This window comes from Frankia sp. Hr75.2 (genome assembly GCF_949319125.1).
Taxonomy (GTDB): domain Bacteria; phylum Actinomycetota; class Actinomycetes; order Frankiales; family Frankiaceae; genus Parafrankia; species Parafrankia soli.
The window spans coordinates 50,565-72,776 of sequence record NZ_CASGGV010000255.1 but is presented as its reverse complement, the minus strand read 5'-3'; the positions used below and the strand labels follow the sequence as shown (position 1 = coordinate 72,776).

The 22,212-nt window shown below is 65.5% G+C and carries 20 protein-coding genes; 16 read left to right on the top strand and 4 right to left on the bottom strand.

All coding sequences use genetic code 11. The features are described 5' to 3' along the window. Positions 1–113 precede the first annotated feature (113 nt). Both AC559T_RS17860 and AC559T_RS17855 read left to right on the top strand, forming a co-directional pair. Complete coding sequence (locus AC559T_RS17860) at positions 114–503, top strand: hypothetical protein (protein WP_498869464.1); 390 nt, start codon at positions 114–116, stop codon at positions 501–503. Then, positions 500–904 (top strand): hypothetical protein, encoded by a 405-nt coding sequence (locus AC559T_RS17855; protein WP_498869463.1) that lies wholly within the window; start codon positions 500–502, stop codon positions 902–904. The genes AC559T_RS17860 and AC559T_RS17855 overlap by 4 nt, the downstream gene beginning before the upstream one ends. Before the next feature lie 55 nt (positions 905–959). Here the strand turns inward: AC559T_RS17855 and AC559T_RS17850 are convergent, their stop codons facing one another. After that, a complete protein-coding gene (locus AC559T_RS17850) occupies positions 960–2,861 on the bottom strand; it encodes a hypothetical protein (protein ID WP_498869462.1) in 1,902 nt (633 codons plus the stop codon). Between the two features lie 1,510 nt (positions 2,862–4,371). On the opposite strand from AC559T_RS17850, the gene AC559T_RS17845 reads away from it, so the two are divergent. After that, positions 4,372–5,184, top strand: coding sequence for a hypothetical protein (locus tag AC559T_RS17845; RefSeq protein WP_498869461.1), 813 nt, complete (start codon positions 4,372–4,374; stop codon positions 5,182–5,184). Positions 5,185–5,220: 36 nt separating this feature from the next. Here AC559T_RS17845 and AC559T_RS17840 read toward each other — a convergent pair whose 3' ends face one another. Next, the gene (locus AC559T_RS17840; protein ID WP_498869460.1) at positions 5,221–9,210 is read right to left on the bottom strand and encodes an NACHT domain-containing protein; all 3,990 of its coding nucleotides are present in this window, start codon (positions 9,208–9,210) and stop codon (positions 5,221–5,223) included. A gap of 272 nt (positions 9,211–9,482) precedes the next feature. Between AC559T_RS17840 and AC559T_RS17835 the strand changes: the two genes are divergently transcribed. From AC559T_RS17835 to AC559T_RS17790, 10 genes are all read left to right on the top strand, one after another. Further along, the gene (locus tag AC559T_RS17835) at positions 9,483–9,803 is read left to right on the top strand and encodes a hypothetical protein (protein ID WP_498869459.1); all 321 of its coding nucleotides are present in this window, start codon (positions 9,483–9,485) and stop codon (positions 9,801–9,803) included. Beyond that, positions 9,800–10,063 carry a hypothetical protein gene (locus tag AC559T_RS17830; protein ID WP_498869458.1) on the top strand — a complete coding sequence of 88 codons (264 nt, stop codon included), beginning with the start codon at positions 9,800–9,802 and terminating at the stop codon, positions 10,061–10,063. Before AC559T_RS17835 ends, AC559T_RS17830 begins: the two co-directional genes overlap by 4 nt. 16 nt (positions 10,064–10,079) lie before the next feature. Then, positions 10,080–10,250, top strand: a complete 171-nt coding sequence (locus AC559T_RS17825) for a hypothetical protein (RefSeq protein ID WP_248833362.1) — start codon at positions 10,080–10,082, stop codon at positions 10,248–10,250. Between the two features lie 103 nt (positions 10,251–10,353). Then, on the top strand, positions 10,354–10,998 hold the full coding sequence (locus tag AC559T_RS17820; RefSeq protein ID WP_498869457.1) for a hypothetical protein: 645 nt from the start codon (positions 10,354–10,356) through the stop codon (positions 10,996–10,998). Then, entirely contained in the window at positions 10,995–11,516 is a 522-nt protein-coding gene (locus AC559T_RS17815) for an MT-A70 family methyltransferase (RefSeq protein WP_498869456.1), read from the top strand. The genes AC559T_RS17820 and AC559T_RS17815 overlap by 4 nt, the downstream gene beginning before the upstream one ends. Positions 11,517–11,748: 232 nt before the next feature. Further along, a complete protein-coding gene (locus AC559T_RS17810; protein WP_248833364.1) occupies positions 11,749–11,910 on the top strand; it encodes a hypothetical protein in 162 nt (53 codons plus the stop codon). A gap of 66 nt (positions 11,911–11,976) precedes the next feature. Then, on the top strand, positions 11,977–13,380 hold the full coding sequence (locus AC559T_RS17805) for a DNA cytosine methyltransferase (RefSeq protein ID WP_498869455.1): 1,404 nt from the start codon (positions 11,977–11,979) through the stop codon (positions 13,378–13,380). A gap of 59 nt (positions 13,381–13,439) precedes the next feature. Beyond that, complete coding sequence (locus tag AC559T_RS17800; protein ID WP_498869454.1) at positions 13,440–15,677, top strand: type IV secretory system conjugative DNA transfer family protein; 2,238 nt, start codon at positions 13,440–13,442, stop codon at positions 15,675–15,677. Positions 15,678–15,798: 121 nt separating this feature from the next. Then, positions 15,799–16,632, top strand: a complete 834-nt coding sequence (locus AC559T_RS17795) for a replication-relaxation family protein (RefSeq protein WP_498869453.1) — start codon at positions 15,799–15,801, stop codon at positions 16,630–16,632. Then, entirely contained in the window at positions 16,629–17,300 is a 672-nt protein-coding gene (locus AC559T_RS17790) for a DUF2637 domain-containing protein (RefSeq protein WP_498869452.1), read from the top strand. Before AC559T_RS17795 ends, AC559T_RS17790 begins: the two co-directional genes overlap by 4 nt. A 26-nt stretch (positions 17,301–17,326) precedes the next feature. Here the strand turns inward: AC559T_RS17790 and AC559T_RS17785 are convergent, their stop codons facing one another. Both AC559T_RS17785 and AC559T_RS17780 read right to left on the bottom strand, forming a co-directional pair. After that, positions 17,327–18,163: a hypothetical protein gene (locus tag AC559T_RS17785; protein WP_498869451.1), complete on the bottom strand. Its 837-nt coding sequence runs from the start codon at positions 18,161–18,163 to the stop codon at positions 17,327–17,329. 189 nt (positions 18,164–18,352) lie between these two features. Then, the gene (locus AC559T_RS17780) at positions 18,353–18,616 is read right to left on the bottom strand and encodes a hypothetical protein (RefSeq protein ID WP_498869450.1); all 264 of its coding nucleotides are present in this window, start codon (positions 18,614–18,616) and stop codon (positions 18,353–18,355) included. A gap of 347 nt (positions 18,617–18,963) precedes the next feature. Here AC559T_RS17780 and AC559T_RS17775 point away from each other — a divergent pair, with 347 nt between their 5' ends. The 3 genes from AC559T_RS17775 to AC559T_RS17765 all read left to right on the top strand — a co-directional run bounded on the left by AC559T_RS17775 (position 18,964) and on the right by AC559T_RS17765 (position 22,179). After that, complete coding sequence (locus AC559T_RS17775; protein WP_498869449.1) at positions 18,964–19,344, top strand: helix-turn-helix domain-containing protein; 381 nt, start codon at positions 18,964–18,966, stop codon at positions 19,342–19,344. A gap of 47 nt (positions 19,345–19,391) precedes the next feature. Then, complete coding sequence (locus AC559T_RS17770) at positions 19,392–20,015, top strand: ImmA/IrrE family metallo-endopeptidase (protein ID WP_498869448.1); 624 nt, start codon at positions 19,392–19,394, stop codon at positions 20,013–20,015. A gap of 229 nt (positions 20,016–20,244) precedes the next feature. Further along, positions 20,245–22,179: a recombinase family protein gene (locus AC559T_RS17765; protein WP_498869447.1), complete on the top strand. Its 1,935-nt coding sequence runs from the start codon at positions 20,245–20,247 to the stop codon at positions 22,177–22,179. The last annotated feature ends 33 nt before the right edge of the window (positions 22,180–22,212 follow it).

The window sequence follows — 22,212 nt, the reverse complement described above, 5'->3', positions numbered from 1 at the left end:
TTCTCAGGCGCCCGGGGCCGGGTCGAGCATCGTCGTCCACACCGACCGCTCTCCGGCCTCGGGCGTCGCTATGTCCGGGATGGGCGAATCTGAAGCGACGGAGGGGTCTGCCAATGACCGGGACGAACGGCGACCGGGAGGAACCGGGTGCGGGAGTGCCGATGAACCTGCCACTGCGCCTGATGGAGCTGGATGTCCGGGCGGCACTGACCCAGATGGACAAGGTGGAAGTCACGCTGGCGTACTTCAGCGACAGCCTGCCGATGGTGCCGCTGGAGCGGGCGGCCCTCACCGAACGGGTCGAGACGATCGCCGAGGAGCTGCGCTGGCTGCGGGACCGGGTGGCCCAGGCGGCCGAGCGGGCGGAACAGGCTGACTCGAAGCCGGACGGTGGGCTGACCCGGCGGTCGGCTGTGAAGCCATGGTCGGGAGCGAGGCCTCGGGGGATCCCCGGGCCCCGGCGGGGATGCGGGGACGATGGCCCGGCGGGAGCCGGACGATGAGCGAGCCGGGGGTGCCTGGGCCCAGGGGCGACGGCAGTGTTGAGCGGGGCGCGCGGCCGGTGGCGTACGGATACATCTGCCTGCAGCACGATGATGAGGATGAGATCACGGAGCTGCATGACCAGGTGACGGCGTTCGCTGAGGCCGAAGGGTTGGCGCTGCAGGAGATCTATGTGGATCGGAACGTACGACCGGGGCAGACGGTGCGGCCGGGGTTGACGGTGGTGTTGGACGCGGTGGTGCGGAGTGAGGCGGGGTGCGTGGTGGTGGTGCCGACGGGGGCACATCTGTCGCCGGAGGAGAGGGTGCGGGGGGCGATGGAGGTGGAGATTGGGATGCTCGGCGGGAGGATCGTCGTCGTCGACTCCCGCCGAGCACCGGTTCGGGGAGAGACCGGCTGAACCAGCGTCTCCCCGAACGTCGGTAGCTCAGTCCCCAGCCGATAGGGCCTGAGCCCTACGTGATTGCTCGGCACGCCTCGACGCTGGCGTAGAACACGCTCGGGTTCCTGAGCGCATGCCCGTCCACTTCCCCAGCCGGGACCACGTGGACCTTGTACCGGGGATCGCTGGCCCTGGTTGGGTCGACATCGGCGCAGTAGGCGCTGATGTGCTGCCGAGTGCCGTCGGGATAAACCCGCCAGGCGGCTGATTGGCCGTCACCGCGCACGAACTTGACACTTGCCGGATACGGGCAGTAGGCGTTCGGCCCGGCCGGGTAGCTGTTCCACACCCCCTCATCGGCCCGGAGCGGCTGTCCAGCGTTCACCCGAACCGCGATGCAGTCGCGGATGATCGGGCTCTGCACCGGACGCCGGTACCCATCCTTGATCCAGGCCACGCTCGTGCCGTTCGGGCTGAGGAGTTGCTTGCCTTCCAGGGCGCAACGGGCGTCCGGGCCGACCTGGCCGAGCGCCCGCATACGGGTGATCACGTCCTCAGGCACCTGCCGGACTTGCTTGCCGGTCTCCGCCGTCAAGCAGTCTCGGATGGCGGGGTTGCTCACGTACTGAAGCTTCCCGGCCTTCACCTGGTAGACCGCCCCACCGAACCCCTTGATCATCTCGTTCTCGGGGATCGTGAAGTTGAGCCGCTCGAGGTAGTCGGCGCCCTCATGGCTGATCGGGCGGGCCTTGTCCACGCCGCCGAGCGGCGCGAGCTCGCCGTACTGCACCTGGAAGGCCGAGCCGAAGACCGTGAGGTACTGCTGGTTGTTGCTCGTGTCGTAGAACCAGGCTCCGTCTCCAAGCCGGCAGTCGGCGGGAGTGCCCTGGGGAAGTCGACCGATGAAGCTCGCCGGCACCACCTCCTCCACCGCGCTGTTGCCGAAAAGCAGGCAGTCGCGCTGACCCGGGCTGCCGATGTGATGCCACTGACCGCCGGCGCTCAAGTAGGCATCGCCTTGGCCGGCGGCGCGGAACACGTGATTGTCGGGCACCGTCAGCCCACGGGCCAGCAGCCCGTCGATCGTCTCGTCGGCGACCGCCGCAGCCCGATCCACGCCGCCCAGCGGCGCGATCTCGCCGTACTGGACAGCGTGACCGGCGTTGTACAGCACCATGATCTGCCGGTCACTGGGCACCCCGCGCAGCCACTGGCCGTGCCCGAAGTCGCAGGCGGCCTGCTGGGTCGGATGGGTCGGGAAGAGTGCCCGCGCACTGGCGGGCAGCAGCGTGACCATCCGGTTGTGCCGCACCGCCAGGCAGTCGCGAGTCGGCACCGACGGGACCCGGAAACCCTGGTCGACGTAGTGCCAGACAGCCGGGTCGCCCCAGAACTGCATCATGTCGTCCAGGACCCAGCGAGGGGTGGCTCGCCGCAGGTCTGCGATCGACTTCGGCACCATGACAGCCTTGTCCTGGCCACCGAGGGCGATCACCTCTTCGGGGCTGCCGATGGCGAAGGGGTAGCCGTACTTGATCTCGTACTGCGTACCGGAGCTGTACTCGTACAGGAAGATGTTGTCGGCGGGCATGTTCGAGCCAGGGCTGGGGTTGCCGGAGGGGTCACGGTTGACTTCGAGGGCGTGGACGGCGTCGTGGTGGAGCGGGATGTACGTCTCAGAACCAGCGAGGTCGTGAGCCTGCTTACGAAAGGCCTCTAGTTGAGCGGTGTCGTTTTTATCGAACCAGAAGAGACGGTTGCCGGCGAGGACGTAGAGGTGGTTTTCGTCGGATTGGATGAGGGAACCATCTCGCAAAGTTGGAGGAAGCGAAGTAGGCGTATTATAGCCAGAATTGAAGTATGATCCGACCGAGAAGAACTGACTTCCGGCGAATGGAAGGCGGCGATGTAGATAGTCATCGCTTAGGCGTACAGTCGTTGTCCCGTTAACACACCATGCCCTGGCATTCGGCATCGGCTGACCGGCGTAGCAACCTGCGATCTCCTTCGCCCTGGTAGCCTCAGAGAGGCCAGGAAATGTTTCTCCCGCCCAATGGCTCGGCACCCAATTTACCGATACATCTGGCGTGCCCACAGCGGGCTCCGACCAGGCAACTGTCGCGAAGTATCTGCTTCCAGCAACTAGACTATCAACACGAATATCCGTCACTCCAGGAGCGGCGCTATCTGAGGCATCCAAGAAAGCCTCGTCGTGTATTGCGCCAGGTATGTTTGTATCAACAGTATAGTTTTCCCACCCATCGGGGTAACCTGTGTCGAGGATCCCGCTAGGGAAAGAGAACCCCGACGGGTGGAAGTCGATCTCAAGATAGTCGCCGGGGACGCACCTCAAGTTTTCTAGCTGCTGATCCGTCAAGGTAAACCGAAGCGTTACCTGGTACACGGGGTTTGCAGAAAACTTTGTCGTCTGCACCTGGAAGTTCGTTGGCCAATGCTCTCCACACGACTGAGAAAAACCTCCGGTATCGCTCGCCGCCTCCGCGCTTTGATTCCAGAAAACAACACTAGTAGCGGCAAGTGTGAGCGTCGCCATTAATGCTCTGCGGATAATGTTCCCCATGCCCCACACCTTCATGTTTCAGGAAAAATGTTGCCCCGACTCGGAAGATTTCCTGTCCGTGATGATGCCCTATTTTGCCCTGCGTTAAGCGCGGTCGAGGTCGCTAGTATCTTGCGCTTGGGCTATGTCGCACGTCTCCAGAGACCGTAAGGCACGGGTAATTAGTAGTCAGGGAATCAACTAGCCCGAAGAATGTGCGATGGCTAACAACAACGAGATAGTGCTTCGGGTTTTCTGGATTTTCGCTGACCATCGCCTCCGGCGCGCTTCCGCACACTTCACGATCGCTCTGAGGTACTACCTCGACGGCCTCCACCCTTACCCTGAAATGGCCGAAAGATTGGATTCCTGAAAAGTGCATCTTCGAGTCGGAGACGGCCCTTTCTGCTGCCGCCAGCTTGGCCCCCGTGTAGATCCCAGTTCCATCGTTCATTGAAATCGGAATCACAAAGGCTGAAATAATGATCAGTCCAACCAGAGTAGCTACAGCGGAAAGGCGATGATTGGCGAAAAAATTAATAAGCATCTACAGAAAGATTAGCACATCTTGCGCATTTCACCAAGGGTTGCGTAATCTGACTGTATCCGTTCGATGCAGGCAGGCCACTCGAGGAGCGACAGATTCCGGTGAATCTAGATTCACGGATCGTTTATACCTCAATAAATCTATGTAACTTCGTTTGACGTTTCCAAGTGAACGATTGGGGCGTGCAGCCATCACTCTCCTCTGGCCCACACCCATCCGTCCCCTCGGGCGGGGAAGTGCGGCTGCTGCGACATGTCACCTCCTTGCTTCTGATGGTGACCCTAGCACGACTCTGCGCACTTGTGTAGTACGTAGTAGGTTCTACGCGTACCAAGTAGTAGGTAGTAGGCCGAACCTGGGATCCCTAGACTCAGAGCAGTGAGTCAGACCTCAGGTGGCCCATCGGCTCGCCCCCGCCCTCGCGCGACCGGCGTCAAGCAGCAGGCGGCCGAAGAAACGATCAAGGCCATGCTGGACGCTGGCGAGGAGCTGCTCGTCGAGTGGCTCCATAGCGCGTCGGCGGGCGGTCTGCTCAGCAACATCAAGGCCACAGACATCGCCCGCCGGGTCGGCAAGACCACCGGCTCCTTCTTCCACTGGTGGCCTACGCAGGAGGCCTACCGAGAGCAGCTCCTCGAGCACCTCTTGTCCGCAGACCGCATGCGGGAGCTGAACGTTGAGGGGACGCTGGCGGCGATCACGGAGGCCGTCGCGACCCGGGGCAGGGCCGAACTGTCGGACGTGATCCGCGCGGGGGGACGGGCCAACTTTGAGGACCTTGGACGAGGCAATGCGTTCGAGATTCAGATCCTCTTGCTCGCCGGGCGCGCGGGTGATCCGCAGATCTCGACGGCGCTGAAAGCATTTTATCGGGCGCTTCTGGACGCCTTCGTCCCCGTGTATATTGACTTCCTCAATCTGTTCCAGCGGCGCATGCGTGCGCCTTTCACGGTCGAAAACTATGCCGTCGCGCTGACTGCTCTTGCGGAAGGGCTACACATGCGGCGGCTCGTCGATCCGGACATGGTGCCCGACTCCATGCCGCGACCGCCAGGTGCTCTTACATCACCAGAGAGCCACGACGAAGAGTGGAGCCTGTTCGCTTCAGTCATGTATGCGTTGACTGAAGCGATGACCGAGCCGGACCCGGAAGCCGTCAACACGGACGATCAGCCTGAGGGGCCCGCGTAGACAAGCACCGTCTGCACCACCCCACCAGGATGAGCGTCATCGCTGCAGTCCGGTCAAAACTTCCGGTAGCTTGCCTGTGCTGGCCGTCCGTGCCCGCGCTCGCATGTCATCATCTATCTGCTGCTTCACCCCCGCTGGCAGCTCCTGGTCGAGCAGTCCCAGCAATACGTCCCTCAGGCGTTCGAAGCTCTCCTGGGCCGCAGCAGCCACGAGCAGCCGCGAAGTGGCGCGCGGTAGATGAGGGGCAGCACGAAGCAGCTCGGTGGCCGTGCCGACGTCCGCGTACCTAAAGATCATCCGCATGCTCCGGCGCAGCTTGTTCGCAAGATCGCTCTCAGCCTTCGCGGATAAGCCAAGGGACACCGACCGGCCAGCGACGGCCACCAGAAGATCCGCTGCCTCAGACGGCCGACCGCTCTCCGCCAGCCTCCCGATGAGGTGTCCTATCGTCCCAAGTACTCCGGTATCGGTGGGCGTTGCGACGGCAATGTCGAGTGCGATATCTCGGTCCACATGAGCCAACGGCCACGCGATACACAGCAGCTCGAGCCAGGCGACGCGGGCAAACTCAGCCACAACATCGGGTTTCTCCCGGCCGGGTCTCACGAGCCGTGGTGGTTTTTCGACCAGCGCGAAGCGCCCCCGCAGCAGACCTTCGGCTTGCACTGTCGGGAGCCGTCCGGCAATGGCTGCCTGTCCCGCGAGGCGGTACAGGTTGGCGATGGCTTGCGGGGCGACGACCCGCTTGATCCATCGAACGACTTCCTCGTAGACAGGCGGCGGCACCACCTCGAGCTGGTCAAGCAGCAGCCAGAGGTGGGCGCCTTCTTGCTGCTGCTGGCCACTGCTCCCGCCCAGCAGCCGGCTGATGAGCCGTTGGAGCTCGACCGTGTGCGATGCAAGTTGCTCACGGAGCAGCTCGCCGTGCTCACGTACTACATCGCCGAGCGGGCGCGCAGTTCGGCGCGCGTGGGACAGTTCGATCAGCAGCGAAAGCATGCTGCGGTCACGATCAAGCCATTTGGCAATGTCGTAACTAACGATCTTCTGGACCACTCCGGACGTCACAGACGGCTGCTCATGCAGAGCCATCAAGGCAGCCCGCGCTGTGTCGTGGCCCCCGATGGCTGCTTGGACGAGTAGCAACGCCAGTCCGTCCTCGGCCAGCCAGAGGTCGACGTCCTGGGATTTATCGGTCATCGTCAGCAGCCAGGCAATCTGTTCAGACGACCGGACCGCATGCAGGCTCTTGCGTACAACCGAAGCCCAGACCTGCGACCCGGGCGTGGGCTTGTTACCTGGAGCGGGGAGCCCGTTGAGGCGCCTGACGATCAACTCCAGTGCGGGCTGTGCCGCTGGGCTGTCGATGCTCAGAAACCGCGGCAAGGCAGCTTCCCGGGCCAGCGCAAACGGCGCTGATGGACCCTTGAGTTGAAGCAACCGTTCGGCCGTCATCTCCGTCAGCCGGGAGTCCGACCAGTCAGCCGAAAGATACTCGATCATGGCAGCCAGCCGGGCGTTCGCGAGCACGTCCTGGTCCTTGGCTTCGAGCGCCGTGCAGACTTCGTCGAGCAAGTCGTGCCACCAGCCGGCGTCGTCCGTCACCGGGCGGTCACGCCAGGACAGAGCGAGGATGCGGCCCAGTGCCTCGCGCATCGCCGCTCGTCCGGAGTCCCGCACTTCCTGTGATTGGACCACGAAAGCTTGGATCTCGGCCGCGAACGCCGCCGACCCGACCGTCGGCCAGTGGGAGGCGATCAGCTCAAGGATGTAGAGCGGCAGATCGCGGCTGGTGGCCCGGGAGACCAGGAGTTCCAGCAAGTCCATGAGTTGACCGGCAGCCCATAGCTCGTCGGCGGGAGCCACGGCGCAGACGACCCGGGCGAACAGCTGGATGACCGGGGCTGAGTCCTTGGGCATGCCGCGGACGTACTCGTCGCATCGCAGCTGCCGCACGGTCCCGAGCACCGCGGCTGGCTCCCGGGTCGCCAGACGTTCGAACGCCTCCATGACCGTCATCCGGCAATGCACGCTCCGTTCCCATGCGCGAGCAAGGGCCGTGAGCAGGTGCACGGTATCGACGTCAGCGACGCTCGGGGCGATCTGGGCATAGCGACGAGCAGCCGCTGGCTCCACGGCGCGGATCAGGTATTCGGCGGCCGAGGTCAGCTCCGGCCGGTAGGCCACAACCCCCAGCGCGGTGCGCTGCAAGGCAACCGATCCGCTGTCCGCCAAGCCGGTGAGTGTCCGCTGGACGTGATCAGTCATGAGGGGGTCGGCGGCGGCGAGGATCAACAGCTGCTCGAAGACAGCTCCGACGAACAGGTCATCGGGATGCTGCCGGAGGTGCGCGTCCAGGAACTCCACGGCACTAAGCCCGTCGCGTTCGAGCAGGCCCAAGGCCGCAGCGTATTCGAAGAGCGTCTGGTGCAAGAAACGAAGGCCGACCCGGGAACGGAGGAGCACGCCGCGCCGAGTCAGCGTGTCAATGGCCTCGCCCAGCGGGGCCGAGGTTGCCCCACCGTTCCACTGATCGGCAACGGTACGCATGTACCGCAGCAAGACGTCGGACGCCAGTTCAGTCCGTCCGGTAGCCAGTAGGGCGAGCCCGACGGACTCGGCCGGCCCCGAGAGATTCACCGTGGCGGTCCCGCTGAGCCCGACCTCGCTCCTGGTATCGGCCACGACCCGTCGCTGCCAGTACATGCGGTACAGGCCGGAGACGTCGAGCTCGAGCGGGGGAAACTCTGGTGCGTACAAGTCGAACAGCAAGCGCAGCAGCAGCGGGCTCTGGCAGATTTCCCGGGTCGGCAGCCCACGAGACACGGCGCGGAGGATAAGCGCGATCTTCTCCTCGGCCGGATGAGGCGGGGCATCAGGGCAGTAGGCCCGCACATGCCGCTCCACCGCTTCCGGGAGCTCCCGAGCGTCGTACGGTTGCAGGCCGACGTGCTGGAAGATCGTGCGAGGAAGCGCCCGCGCTTCCTCGGGCCGCGAGGTCACCACCACGTGCGCCCCGTCGTCCATCACCCGGTCGCAGATATCGAGGAGACGGCGTCGGTCGGTCTCGTAATGAAGCAGCAAGTCAGCGGTGTCGATCAGGACAACACAGGTACGCCCCCGCGCCGCAACCGTGCGGACGGCCTCGGCGAGATCCCCCGCCGGCAACAGCGGTTCCCGCCCGGTTCCGTTCGGATCGATCAACCAGATGGCGTTGAGCAGGAATGACTCGACGCGCTCGTCATCCTGCAGGCGCTGCCACACTCCCCATAGCAGGCTGCTCTTCCCGTGCCCCGCTTCTCCGCTGACCACCGTGGCCGAGGGCGATCCGTCCGGGGCGAGGGCAGCCAGGACATCGGCTTCCTGGGTTCGCCTGACGTAGAGGTCGGTGCTGAGACGGTGCTCTGTCCGGGTGCCGTCGGAGCTGCTGGCGATGTCGAGTTCATCCGCCATCTGCACCGACAGTTGCTGGAGCCGGCGGAGCGCTGCAACGTCGTCCTGCTCGTCGTCGGCTCCGCCCGTCTCATTATCGGCTTCGGCCCCCGGCGGAGCTTCACGCGCGGAGGGCGGCAAGCGCTTCGCCAGATCGCGCACCCTGGCTTCGTTATCAAGGAAGTCAAGGATCGCGTGCAGCAGAGCGTTCGACATGGGACCAAGATGAGGTCGCACCCGCCGCTCGGTCGTGATCGGCTTGCGTAACACCGCGCCAGCAGCCAGACGGCGGGCTTCGAGGTTGGTGACCCGCGGATCGTGCAGCGCAAGCAGCTCGGCAGCAGCCAGGATGTAGTTCTCGGGATGCGTCGGACGCCGCTGTTCCTCCGCCATCACCGCCTGCAGAACGCCCCGAAACACCCGTGCTCGGACGTCGGGCGGTGCGCCCGTGCTGACCAACGGCGGTCGAAGCAGGCCCAGAAGAACGGGGCACTGACGTAGTACGTCCGGACGGGCGGTCTCATCCGCGAGCCTTAGAAGCTCCGCCATCGCTGGGTGCGCGTCGGCATCGAACGCCGGTGTTTCGGACAGCACAGAGCCCCTCCCCCCTGGTTGCTCGGATGGTACGCGCTGCCACCCAGTGACACAGGCGCCTCTCCCAGAAGAGCAGCGCCGAAACGCTCCGTCCGGTCCGCGTCCGGCTCCGTCCGAGAAGTGTCCGGCCAGCGTCCGGCCGGGGGATGCCAGCGGCCCGAGGCTCAGTGATGCATCCACCCGCCAAGCCGATGTGGATCGGGACTACCGGCAAGTCCGGCTCCCCACCTCGGCGAATGCGGCCCGACATCCCTGCCTATCGGAGGTACTCCATGCCCGGCTCTCTCCCCAACCTTCCCGACCGCTTCTTGGACCCCACCCGTTTCTCCCTCTCCCGCTACGCCCCGGCCCGTGAGCTGGACCGGGTCATCGACCAGGAACTGGCCGTTGGGCTGACGGGCGCCACCAGGGTCGACGCGGCTGGCTACGTCACCCACACCGCGCTCAGCTGCGTGGCGACGCTGAGCAAGGCGGAGGCCGACCTCGCGGAGGCGTCTCCGGCCGCAGCCGAGCGGGCGCACGCCATCGTCGATGCCTTCACGGCGGTGGCGCTGGCCGAGGTCGCCTCCCTGGGCCGGCGGTACGAGCGGTGAGCGGCGATCTCATCTTCCTTCTCGTCCTCATCGGCTTCGCGGTCGCCGTCGGCCTGTGGGTGTTCACCGATGAGCAGCGGGAGGAGCGAGCCGAGGACCGCGATGCCCAAGGGGCTCGGGAAGCCCGGACCCAGGCGCAGCTGGACGCCCTGCGGGCGACCCGGCGTATCGGGATGGCCTTCTGGCGGGCCAGCCGGGCGCTACATGACACCACCCGGGATGCCCGGCGGGACCAGAACCGCGACCAGGACGGGCGGTGAGCTGGCCATGGGCTCCATGAACCCCCGGGACCTCGTGAAGTACCTGATGGGCGGGGCCACGGCGCTGCTGCTCATCTGGGTCGGCTCGATCGTCGTCTCTCAGCTGATGGTCGCCATCGTGCCGCTGCTCTTCATGGTGCTGGCGGTCGGCTTCTGGTGGGACCGCTTCTTCGGCGGCCGTAGGTAACGCCGCCCTCGTGAGCCTGTCCGCCGGGCGGCCGAACAGTCGCCCGGCGGACAGGCCAGCACCTCGCCCTCTTCCTTTTTTCATCCGATGCCAAGGAGGTGTCATGTCGTTGTCTCTGGCAGAGCTGCATGAAAGTTCGGTGCAGTACTGCTTCGACCGTGCGCTGCTGATGCCGATCGCCGACTGGCCGGCGGTACGAGCCGACCCGGCGGTCGGGCAGCGGATTGCCCGGCACTATCACGCGGCGCCGGTCATCGACCAGCGGGCGGTGCCTGCCTACCGCGCCCTGCGGCAGGAGATCAGCCAGCAGTTCGCGTTCCTGACCGGCCCGCCCGAACAGGGTGGACTGGGCGTACGAGTGATCACGCAGGCTGAAGAGGCTTACGGGGACGTTGACGACCTGGTGGCCGACCTGTGCGGAGCCCGGGAAGTGCGGGTCTTCGGCAGCGCCCAGTCCGGACAGGACCACCCGTTCTTGACCAGCGGCGAGCTGGACCGGCTCCATGTGCTGCACGACGTCTTCGGGCACGCTGTGGCCGCGGTCGGATTCGATCAGCATGGCTCCGAGGCAGCCTGGATGCGGCATGCCGTGATGTTCGGGCTCTTGGCCCGCCAGGCTATGGGCTCCGAGATCCGGGGACGGACCTGTGCCTTGCTTTACGGCCACCCGTCACGTGGCGTGCCGAAGGCAAAGATGGCGCTGCTGCCAGAGCGGTATACGGAGCCTCGGTGGGAGGTGTGGTGGTGAGCGGGGCCGAAACGGAGCACCGGTACGCCACGATCATGGCCGATCCGCCGTGGGACATTCAGCAAAAGGGCAGCCGGGGTGCTGTTCGGCACTACCCGCTCATGAGCCTGGAGGCCATAAAGGGGCTACGGGTGGCTCGGGTGGCGGCCGAGAACAGCCATTGCTGGGTGTGGGTGACTAACGCCACGGTTCACGCCGGGCGCGAGGTGCTCGAGGCCTGGGGTTTTGAGTACCGCTCGATTCTGACGTGGATCAAGCCAAAATTCGGTCTCGGCAACTACCTCCGGAACCAGACGGAACATGTACTGCTGGGCACCCGGGGGCGGGCGCCGGTGCGGTTCCGTAGCCAGGGCAGCTGGTTCTACGCGCCGGTGCAGGAGCACAGCCACAAGCCAGAGGAAATCTTCGCGATCGTGGAGCGGATGTCGCCTGGGCCGTTCCTGGAGCTGTTCGCGCGCCGGAAGCGGCCGGGGTGGCATGCCTGGGGCAACGAGATCGATTGTGACGTGGCCCTGTGACGCGCGGCGCGGCGAATCCCTCCGCCAGGTAGCCGAATCTGTCGTGTAGATTCCACAACTTTCGCGATCTTGACGCTGCCTCCGTAGCAGCGCATAAGGAAAGAAGAGGGTCGCGCACGGCGCAGGCAGGTAATGCCGCCCGCCGGCCCACGGGATAAACCATCTAACGAGTAAGGAGGAGGGACCAGTCATGCCCCGATACAAGCGAATTCGAGTACGCGGAAGGCCGCGTGTGAGCATCGATGTCGATCTGCTGGCGCAGGCGCTCATCATGGCCAGTGAGGATATTCAGGGGACGGCGCAGCCCGAGGCCGCCGACGCCATCCGACCCGGTACGGCCGGAGAGGAAGTGCCGCGCACCACAGCCCGGCCGGACGACTACCCAGATTTCTGAACCCTGCCTGACCGGTGATCACCGGCCGGTTACGGAATTCCCCTGAGGCCCGGCGCTCCGGCTGCGATGCGTCCCCGCCACGCGCGGGATGAAACAGCCGCCGGAGCGCCAGGCCGGCGATCATCCATCGTACGACCCGCGTACACCCATATCCGCCACGAGTCTTTTGGCGCTTCCAACCCGGCGGGACTCACGCTGGGATTTCAAATTTACCTAACCAGTGCGACAAAGGAGACCGCAATACCATCCATGGATACCCCCATGCCGAAAACGGGGCGGGAATCAGGCGGGCAGACGGGCCCCGCCGATGTCAGGCAGCGGGCTGGAGCGTTCACCTGCGTCAGTCTGTTCGCCGGAGGCGGCGGCATGGCCCTGGGGTTCGAGCAGGCGGGCCTCGCGCATGTGCTGCTCAATGAGTTCGACCGCCATGCCGTGGCCACGCTGCGCGCCAACCGGCCCGGCTGGACGGTGGACAGCCGGGACATTCGCGAGCTGAACTTCCTCCACCTGCGAGGCGCGGTGGACGTCGTGGAAGGCGGCTTCCCGTGCCAGGCGTTCAGCGCCTCCGGTAAGCGGCAGGGGTTCAGCGATCCGCGCGGCGCGCTGTTCTTCGAGTTCGCCCGCGCCGTCCGAGAGATCCGTCCGCGGATGGTGGTCGCGGAGAACGTCAAGGGGCTGCGCGGTCACGAGGGCGGGCGGACCCTCGGCGCCGTCGTGACCGCGTTCGAGGAGGCTGGGTACCAGGTCGCCTGGCGGGTGCTCGGCGCTCACCGGCATGGCGTCCCTCAGCGACGCGAACGGCTGATCCTCATCGCGCGGCGCGGACAGGGCAGCGGGCCAATCCTCTTCCCACCGGAAGCACACGAGCCTCCGCCGACGGTCCGGGAGGCGATCGCCGAGGTTCCGGCCGGGCCGGGCGCCTGCTATTCGGCGCGTATGGCCTGGGTTCTGAGTCACGTGCCGGAGGGCGGTAACTGGCGTGACCTGCCCGAACACGTGATGCGGGAATTCCTGCCGAACGGCCCGTATGGGGGCGGCAGCTGCAGCGGCGCGGCGCGCCGGCTCAGGTGGGACGAGCCGAGCCCGACGCTGCTGTGCACGCCGATGTCGAAACTGACCGAGCGCTGCCACCCGTCGCAGACCCGGCCGCTCAGCGTCCGGGAGTACGCCCGGCTCCAGACGTTCCCCGACGACTGGGCCTTCGCCGGGCCGGTGTCCGCCCAGTACCGGCAGATCGGCAACGCGGTGCCCGTCACGCTGGCCTACCACCTGGGGCGGGCGGCCGTCGCCATGCTCACCGGCGCCGGAACGGCCGGCTTCAGCCAAGCCCAGCATCTTGCGAAGCCACAGAGGCTCCGCCGCCGGGTGGTCGTCGGGGCGCGAGCCGGCCGGCCCCGCAACCGGCCCACTTCCGGGCGGCGGCCCGGCGACCGGACGACTTCGGCCCAGCCGAAGAAGGCCGCCCGATGACCGGCCTTCTTCCCTATCTCCCGTACCTGCTGGGCGCGGTACTCGGCCTGACTATCGTCGTGACCGCCCGCACACTGAACGCGAAGCGCTGGCGCGAATCCCTCGTTGCCTACCACCTGCGGCTGCCCCACAAGCTGGACCAGGACGCCCTGGCCGGCTGGCTGGCGACCGTCGCGGCGGCGACCCGCTCGCCGGCAAAGGCCCTGGTGCCGCACCCACCCATCGCGCTTGAGGTGGTAGCGACCGCCCCACAGGGCATCTCCTACTACCTGCTGACCCCCCGGAATGACCGGCTGACCTTGCTGGCCGGACTGCGGGCGGCGTTGCCTGGTGTGCGGATCGAGGAGGCCCCGGACCATCTGCGGAACCGGCCGGTCTTCGGCTCGGCCGTCGAGGTGGGCCTCACCAGCGAGGTGCAACCGCTGGCAGTCGAGCGAGCCGCCCTGGCCAGCGCGGCGGTCCTGGCCTCGCTACAGCCTTTGTCCGGTGCCGAAGCCATCTACTGCCAATACATCATCGGGGGCTTGGCGGCGACGCGCCTCGGTCAGACGCCGGTTCCGCCACTCGCCCCGCCGGGAATGCACGCCGCACTGCAGCGAGCAAATGCCGAGGCTGAGCGTGCGGCGCGCGTCAAACAGGCCTGGCCCCTGCTCCAGGCCACCTGCCGGATCGGGGCCGTCGCCACACGACCCGACCGCCGGGGGGCCATGCTCGCCCGGGTCGTGGCCGCCCTGCGCACCCTCGAGGCGCCTGGGGTATCAGTGCGGCGCGTGTCGGTACCGGCAAGCATCACGGCCCGGCGGCTGACCAACGTCGCGCTCCCGCTGTGGGGCTGGGGCATGGTGATCAACGCGGCGGAAGCAGTCGGCCTCGGCCTGCCGGTAGGCGCGGTGTCGCTCCCCGGCCTCAGCCTGGGATCGGCCCGGCAGCTGCCACCGGCACCAGGCATGCCGCGCGGCGGCCGCGGCGCCTCGATCGTCGGCACCAGCAACTACCCCGGGATGGCGCGTCCTCTGGCACTGCTCACGGAAGATCGGCTTCGCCACCAGTGGTGCGTGGGCCCCACCGGTGCCGGGAAATCGACGCTTTTGGGAAATCAGATCTTGCAGGACATCGCTGCCGGGCATGGCGTGGCGGTCGTGGATCCGAACGGGGACCTGGTAACAGACGTCCTGGCCCGCCTATCGGAGGACCGAGCCGACGAAGTCATCGTCCTCGACCTGGCCTCCACCGATCACGTGGTGGGGATCAACCTGCTGCGCAACATCGGCTCGGAGCACAGCCGCGAGCTTTCGGTTGACAACATCGTTCACATCATGGCCAGCCTCTGGCGCGGCTCGTGGGGGCCGAGGACCAGCGACGTCCTGCGGGCCAGTCTGCTGACCCTCACGTCCACCAGGGCACCGGACGGGTCGGCGTTCACCCTGGCCGAAGTGCCGGAGCTGCTCACCAACAGCGCCTTCCGGCGGTTCGTCCTGGCCCAGTCCACCGTCCCAGCCTCGGTACGGCAGTTCTGGACCGAGTACGAGGGCAAGGCCGATGCGGACCGGGCACAGGCCATCGGGCCAAGCATGAACAAGCTCAGACAATTCTCAACACGCACGGCGCTGCGGCTGGCGCTCGGCCAGAGCGAAGGCTTCGACCTTGGCGAGGTCTTCCACGGCAAGACGGTGCTGGTCAACCTGGCCAAGGGCGCCCTCGGGACGGACACGGCCCAGCTCGCCGGCGCGCTGGTGGTCGCCGTGCTGTGGCAGAAGATCCTCGGACGGGTCACGGTGCCGGCCCAGCAGCGGCGCGAAGCGTTTGTTTATCTAGATGAATTTCAGGACGTGATCAAGCTCCCGCTTGATGTGGGCGACATGCTGGCCCAAGCTCGCAAATACCGCGTAGGCCTCATCCTGGCCCACCAGTACCTCGGCCAGCTGCCGGACACGGTCAAGACCGCGGTGCTCGGCACGGCCCGCACCCAGATCGCCTACCAGCTGAACTCCTACGAAGACGCCCGAGTGCTGGCCCGCCCCTTCGCGCCGCTGACCGCCGATGAGCTGCTCGGCCTGGACGCCTACGAGATCGCGATGAAGCCGGCGGTCAACGGCCGAACCCTCGGCGTCGTCACCGCAGCCACGCCGCCGCTGCCCGATGCCATCCGAGATCCGGCGGTGCTCGCTGAGCAGAGCCGGCAGCGCTACGGCGTCCCCCGGGCGGATGTCGAGGCAGCCTTGCTGGCCCGAATCGCGCCTCCACAGTCCGGGGCGAACGGACGGATCGGGCGGCAACGGCGTGGAGAAACATTGTGAGGCGTGCCGCTCCGTTCGGCGCTCCGGTCGCGTCGAGTTACTCGTGGCCGTTTCCCCTGTACAACCGCCTGTTTCTGGCGTCTACGCCCCCGAGAGTGCGCCTCCTGTCGGAGGCACACTCATGACCGGCGCGCAGCGGGTGTCCGCAGCTCAGGTGGAACGGCTGACCGGCCTGCTGGGGCCTCGCGACTGGCGCATCCTCGAGGACCTACGCCGCGTCCGCGTCCTTACCGGCAGTCAGCTTGACCGGCTGCACTTCGCGGATATCGCGCCCACGGCCCGCGGTCGGGTCCGTCGTCGGACCATGAGCCAGCTGGTGCAGCGGCGGGCGGTCACCAGCCTCGAGCGGCGGGTCGGCGGCGTCCGGGCCGGCTCGGACGGCCTGATCTTCTGTCTCGACACGGCCGGAACCAGGGTGCTGGAACGCCGGCAAACCGCCACCGGCCAGCCGGCCGAGGGCGGCCGCGCGCGGCGGCCCCGTACCCCACGCCCACTGTTCCTGGCCCATGCCCTGGCCGGAAGCGATCTGTATGTCAGCCTGCGGGAAACCGAACGCCAGACACCCGGCCTCACGATCGAGGCGTTCGACGCGGAACCGGCCTGCTGGTGGCCAGCCGGGGCTGACAACTGGCTGAAGCCAGACGCCTACGTGGCTCTGGCCACCGAGCAGTTCATTGATCACACCTGGGTCGAGGTCGACCGGGCCACGGAGAGCCTGCCGACGCTGCACAGAAAGTTGCTGACCTACGTCAGCTTCGTGAACCGTGGCGGCCTGGGTCCGGGAGGCGTCGTGCCAGGCGTGCTGGTAACGGTGCCGGACGACGCCCGGGCCGAGCTGATCCGGAGCGCGGCACGGCGTCTTCCCGAACCCGGGCCGGAGCTTGTCACGGTCGTACTCCACGACGAGGCAGCCCGCCTCCTCACGGCCAATATCGTGCCGGAGACCACGCTGTGACTCCCAAGCAGGGGTCGGGGGCCGTCCAGTCAGTCCGGGACTGGTGGATCACGGGCGGCATGGCGGTGGCGGCCCTGTCCGCAGCGATCAGCAGCTTCGCGGGGCTCAGAAGCCTGGCCAGCGCGGCTGGCTGGCCGGAGCCGCTTGCGCCGCTGCTGCCGCTCACCGTTGATGCTTACGCGATCACGGCGACTCGGGTGTGGCTGACTCGTGGTACCGGCTCGGCCGGTGCGCGGCGGTTCGCCCGCTGGAACGCGCTCCTGGCCATGGGCCTCTCGCTCGTCGGAAACGGCCTGTGGCACCTGGCCGAAGCAGGGATGCTCACGGTCGGCTGGCCAATCGTGGTCGGGACCGGCTCCGTACCGCCGATCGTTCTCGGCCTGCTCTCGCACCTGGCCGTCCTGCGCGGGCAGAACGGCGGACCGCCGGGGACAGCGGCCGTCCTCGGCGATCCGTTGAGTCAGGACGCCTCGAGGTCAGAGTCCATCGACGGCCCGGAAGCCGAGGACCCGCTGCTTGCGGCGGCCAGAGCCGCCGACGTCGAGTATCGGGCGTCACACGATGGGCGGCCGATCACACGGGATGCGCTACGGCGAGAGCTCGGGGTGAGTACGGGGCGGGCGGGCGAGGTGCTGCGGGAGATGCGACAGGCCCGAGATGAGGCATGAGAGGCACCACACGGCTGACGATCTGCTTACTTTTCAGGACGAGGCAATGCCAGGCACAGCGATTCGGAAGGGAACCAGTCCGGCCCCTGCCGATGCCCGTCGAGTTCACCTTTCGGCACCGTGTAGAGCCTGTACTGAGGAGGCGTGTCCGGACTATCCGGATGCTCGACACAGAAGCCGCCCGCGTGACGCTTGAAACCATCCCGATCAACCACGTACGCGTAGCCGTTCGAGCCATCTTCCGTGACGAAGTTTATCCCTTTGGAGTAGAGGCAAAACGCCATGCGGGATGAGAGAGGATAAGATTCCAGCTCCGACATCGATACATCGACGGGATCGCCGATCCCTCGCCGAACTTTCAGGCAGTCAACGATGATCTCCGATGCGGACTGGCGTGTACCATCCGACGTGATGTAGTAAGCGGAGTTGTCGGGCGCTCTCAGCATTTTGTTGAGGTATTGCTGCGGCCGTGGCGATCCGCTTGGGGCCGGAGTAGGAGGAGACGGAGCAGACACGACCTCATCCGCTCGCATCGAGCCCTCACGGGAAGCACTCTGATGCTCGCCACCGGCAGCCGATGGCATCATACTTGGACCGGTCGAAGTCTGCTCGACTGCAGCCAAAGGCATCGGGGTCGGCGCGTCTTCGCGGGCCTCCGTCGCAGCATCAGTGCCCGAGCCCTCCGTCGGAAGAGTCCCAACCCTCCAGGCAAGAAGGCAGCCCAGAATGACAGCGACCCCGAAACCGGCGGCGATATGTCCCTGTTTCAACCACGTGGGCTGGGTAAGCCATCCACCAAATAGCCCTCCCAGTACACCGACAAGGACTGTGAAGATAGCCAGGAAGCCCGGATCCTCAAACAAGATCTACTCCCGACAGGCAGAGCCTCTGCGACTCTAAGGTTGGCTCGTAAGCAAGAGATACAAGATCGCCCGAGGCAGCTTTAAGCCTGACCATTATCCAATGAAGTTGCCAGGCTTATCGTACCTGGCTGATCACAGCGAGCAGCACCGGGGGTGCTCGCTCAATGCGATCGTACGGCCCACCAAGGACTAGCGCGTGCGCTCCTCTTCTTCCTCGATCTTGATGGCGATGAGCAGGCCGATACCGCTAACGCATGCCCCCAACAGGACAGTAAACCCAAAGATCACAACGTTTACGGCAGGCGAAAGGCCGGCCTCCATCAAGCCCACCACGACGCAGACACCCCCGAGTGCCGCAAGAAGGCCGATACCTCGCCATCTCCACATCAACGATCTTCGCACCACGACGCTCTCCTTCAGAGCCGTCCATACCGGGACGGCGAGCGGGTTCATCCTTGACATAAAGGAGAACGGCGCGAAGCGAATGGGTATTATTGTGCGTTACGGGGATCATTATGTCAATTGATGGAAACAATCGTCAGAACATGTGACCACCAGAACCACTGATGACTCCACGAGAAGCCGGAAGCAGCGAAGTGGCTAGCGAGCGCGGTTCCTCGCACTAGTCGGATCAGAGGGCACGGGGCAGCGAGAGATACGTCGGAGAGAGCACAAGCACCATCGACCATTCATAGGAATGTCCTGTGGATGTCGCACGGTCAATAGGAACTCGTTGTAAATTATACTGTCCCAAAATCGGGAAGGGCCTGTTATGATCATAATGTAAACGGAGGAAATGCGTGAAACAGAACCCGAAACCAAAACCATCAACCCTTGGCGCCTTTCTGCGGCATGCCCGCACCGAAGGCGGCCTGTCATTCCGGCAAGTCGAGATGATGACGGGAATTCCCCGCAACACGATCTGCCGCCTTGAAAACGATGAAGTTGAGCGCCCAGCCCCGGAGAATCTGGCGCTGCTGGCGAGCGCCCTGGAAGTCAAGACCAGCGACCTTTTCCTGCTGGCCGGCATGCCACTTCCCGAAGGCCTTCCGAGTCTCCCCGTCATGCTGCGTGCTGAATACGACTTGCCTGATGCCGGCATCCGCGAGGCGGAAGCCAGCATCAGGGCCATCGTCGCCAAGTATGAAGCGCGTAGCGCATCGACGGGAAGCAACACGTAAAAATAGCACCCGTGCGGGTGGGCTGCGGAAGGAGGGAACACATTCCAATGGACCACAGCGAGAAAACCATCATCCAGCAACTGAGCCAGCTTGCTCCAGACCGGCCGCTGACTTTCGGCGAGGCCTATCAGGTCGCCGAAACCCAGGCCACGACCTTGCTGCACCTGCTCGATATCCGGCACGCACCGGCCGACGTGGGACGGCTGACTGAGCTGCCGCACATCGAAGTACAGGTTGAGCCACGCTGGCGGATGCCGACGCTGGCCGGCTTCTCCGAGTGGCGTAACGGCCATTGGCTGATCGTGATCAATCGCAACAGCGGCGCCGGTAGGCGGCGCTTTACCCTTGCTCACGAACTAAAACACGTGATCGATCATCCAGCACGGGGCACGCTGTACGCACAAGTCGGCGGGCGGGACGAGCAAGAGCGCAGAAAACGGATCGAGCGGATCTGTGACCACTTCGCCGCCTGCTTTCTGATGCCTCGTCCGTGGGTCAAGCGCGCGTGGGCCAACGGCATCCAGGATATCGACGCGCTCGCCGAGCTGTTCAACGTTTCGGTGTACGCCATGAAGATCAGGCTTGCCTACCTCGGATTCCTCGACGACGAGGACCGGCCAGTGATCAGCTACTTCCGGGGTGAGCAACCCCGAACATACTCGGCTATCTAAAATAGAAGGAGATCGATATGGAACAGTCAAGAAAACTGAGGACCGCCGTCTACACGCGGGTCAACCGGGACACCAGCGAGATCGATACTGTCGACAGCCAGGTCGAGCTGCAGCGTCGATGGTGTGAGCAGACAGCGGAGCGGCTCGGCGTTCGGATCATCCGGGAAGACCGGGGCGCTGGAGCCGGTGGGGGCACGTTTTCCCATCGGGAATCGTCGGAGCGCTTCGCATGAGCCGCTCCGCACGCTACTTCCGCGACGATCTTCCCCGCAGTGGCGGCTCGAAACGGGCCGTCGTCTACCTCCGGGTATCCACGCCAGGGCAGGTCAAGACCGACTACGACCCCGAGGGCATTTCGCTGCCAGCCCAGCGCCGCAAGTCGGCGGAGAAAGCCCGCGAGCTCGGGGTGGAAATAGTCGACGAGTACGTGGACCCAGGCCGCTCTGCTACCGCCATCCACAAGCGGCCCGAGTTCAGAAAGATGATCGCCCGCATCCGGCAACAGCGCGACGTCGACTACGTGATCTTCTACTCGCTCTCCCGGATGCACCGCAACTGGGCTGAAAACGGCATCACCTACGCTATGCTGCGCGATCTGGGCGTCACCATGGTTTCGGCTACCGAGAAGTTCGACGATACCCCCCTCGGCGAAGCCATCCACGGCATGCTGGCGGTATTCAACGGCTTCCAGTCGCGGACCAACGGCGAGGACATCCGCTACAAGATGGGCGAGAAGGCCCGGCGCGGCGGCACCCTCGGGCAAGCGCCCCTGGGCTACCTCAACGTCCGCGAGCAGTTCGAGGGCCGCGAGATCCGCACCGTCGCGCTTGACTCGGTGCGGGCGCCGCTCATCTGCCTCGCTTTCGAGCTGTACGCCACGGGTAGGTACAACTTCCACACGCTCCGCAAGGCCCTGACCGATGCCGGCCTGCGCACCCGTCCCACGCCGAAGCGGCCGGAACGACCCATCTCGATCCACAAGATCGGCGATCTACTGCGAGATCGGTACTACCTCGGCTTCGTCACCTACGAGGGCGTCGAGATCAAGGGACGGCACGAAGCGATCATCGACCAGGACGTGTTCGACCGGGTCCAAAAGATCCTGATCGCCGACCGCGGGGCCGGCACCCGGCAGCGCGTCTACAACCACTACATGAAGGGCGTGGTGTTTTGTGGCCGCTGCGAGCGAAGGCTGATCATCTCCGGCGTCAAGAACCGGCACGGCGTGGACTACTTCTACTACATCTGTCGCGGAAGACAAGATCACACTTGTGACTTGCCGTACTTGAAGGTCGAGGACGTGGAGGAGTCCGTGCTTCGGCACTACTGCCACGTGCGGGTGCCGGACGACGTCCAGCGACTGGCACGCGCCACCATGCGCGAAGCGGTCGCCGGCGGCGAGGACAACGCCCGACAGCTCCGGGCACAGCACACCAGGCGCCTCAAGGAACTCGACCGGCAGGAAGATCGCTATCTTGACTTGGTCGGTGACCCCGACTGGCCGAAGGCCAAGATCACAGCCCGGATGCGGGCTATCCGTGACGAACGGGCCGCTCTCAAGCGACAGCTCGACAACACCAACGCCGAGCTTGAGGTCGGCTACCAGATCATCACCGGCATGCTCGACCTCCTGACCGACCCCCAGGAGCTGTACCGGGTGGCGAAGAAGCGCACCCGCAGCGTCCTGAACAGAGCGATCTTCACCAAGCTGTTCATGGACACCGATGGCGATGGCCCGTTGGTGGTTGCCGACGAGCTGACCGAGCCGTTCGAAACAGTCGTGTACCTACGGCGGGAGACGCACACCGAGCTGGCGACTCCCGCAGCAGACACTCAGCCGGAGCCCCGAACCGGAGATGGCAAGCCAGGGGCCGCCGACGGCGACCGCGAGACGACAGACCGGCTGCGCCGGCGCTTTGCAAGATCGATAACACGGTATGAGCGCAGAAACGACAGTGGCGCCCTCCTTGCGGAGGACGCCACGATCTCGGAACTTGTTACCATTTCGGGCCTACTTGGACACTCTCTGTATCGAGAGGGTTCTAGTTGGACCAATATGGTGGGCTTCGGGGGACACGAACCCCGGCATGCCCGAACGCCACCGACCGAAAGGGCAACTGCGCCCGTCAGGGGCTCGGGGGGCTCGGCCCCCGAGCAGACATGATGAAGCCCTCAGGTGGAACGGGCTGGCAGCATC

Excerpts from the sequence above, each read along its gene's own strand:
- AC559T_RS17860 (WP_498869464.1), top strand. The coding sequence starts at position 114 with ATGACCGGGACGAACGGCGACCGGGAGGAACCGGGTGCGGGAGTGCCG.
- AC559T_RS17855 (WP_498869463.1), top strand. The coding sequence starts at position 500 with ATGAGCGAGCCGGGGGTGCCTGGGCCCAGGGGCGACGGCAGTGTTGAG.
- AC559T_RS17850 (WP_498869462.1), bottom strand. The coding sequence starts at position 2,861 with ATGCCGAATGCCAGGGCATGGTGTGTTAACGGGACAACGACTGTACGC.
- AC559T_RS17835 (WP_498869459.1), top strand. The coding sequence starts at position 9,483 with ATGCCCGGCTCTCTCCCCAACCTTCCCGACCGCTTCTTGGACCCCACC.
- AC559T_RS17825 (WP_248833362.1), top strand. The coding sequence starts at position 10,080 with ATGAACCCCCGGGACCTCGTGAAGTACCTGATGGGCGGGGCCACGGCG.
- AC559T_RS17820 (WP_498869457.1), top strand. The coding sequence starts at position 10,354 with ATGTCGTTGTCTCTGGCAGAGCTGCATGAAAGTTCGGTGCAGTACTGC.
- AC559T_RS17805 (WP_498869455.1), top strand. The coding sequence starts at position 11,977 with ATGCGTCCCCGCCACGCGCGGGATGAAACAGCCGCCGGAGCGCCAGGC.
- AC559T_RS17795 (WP_498869453.1), top strand. The coding sequence starts at position 15,799 with ATGACCGGCGCGCAGCGGGTGTCCGCAGCTCAGGTGGAACGGCTGACC.
- AC559T_RS17780 (WP_498869450.1), bottom strand. The coding sequence starts at position 18,616 with ATGAACCCGCTCGCCGTCCCGGTATGGACGGCTCTGAAGGAGAGCGTC.
- AC559T_RS17770 (WP_498869448.1), top strand. The coding sequence starts at position 19,392 with ATGGACCACAGCGAGAAAACCATCATCCAGCAACTGAGCCAGCTTGCT.
- AC559T_RS17765 (WP_498869447.1), top strand. The coding sequence starts at position 20,245 with ATGAGCCGCTCCGCACGCTACTTCCGCGACGATCTTCCCCGCAGTGGC.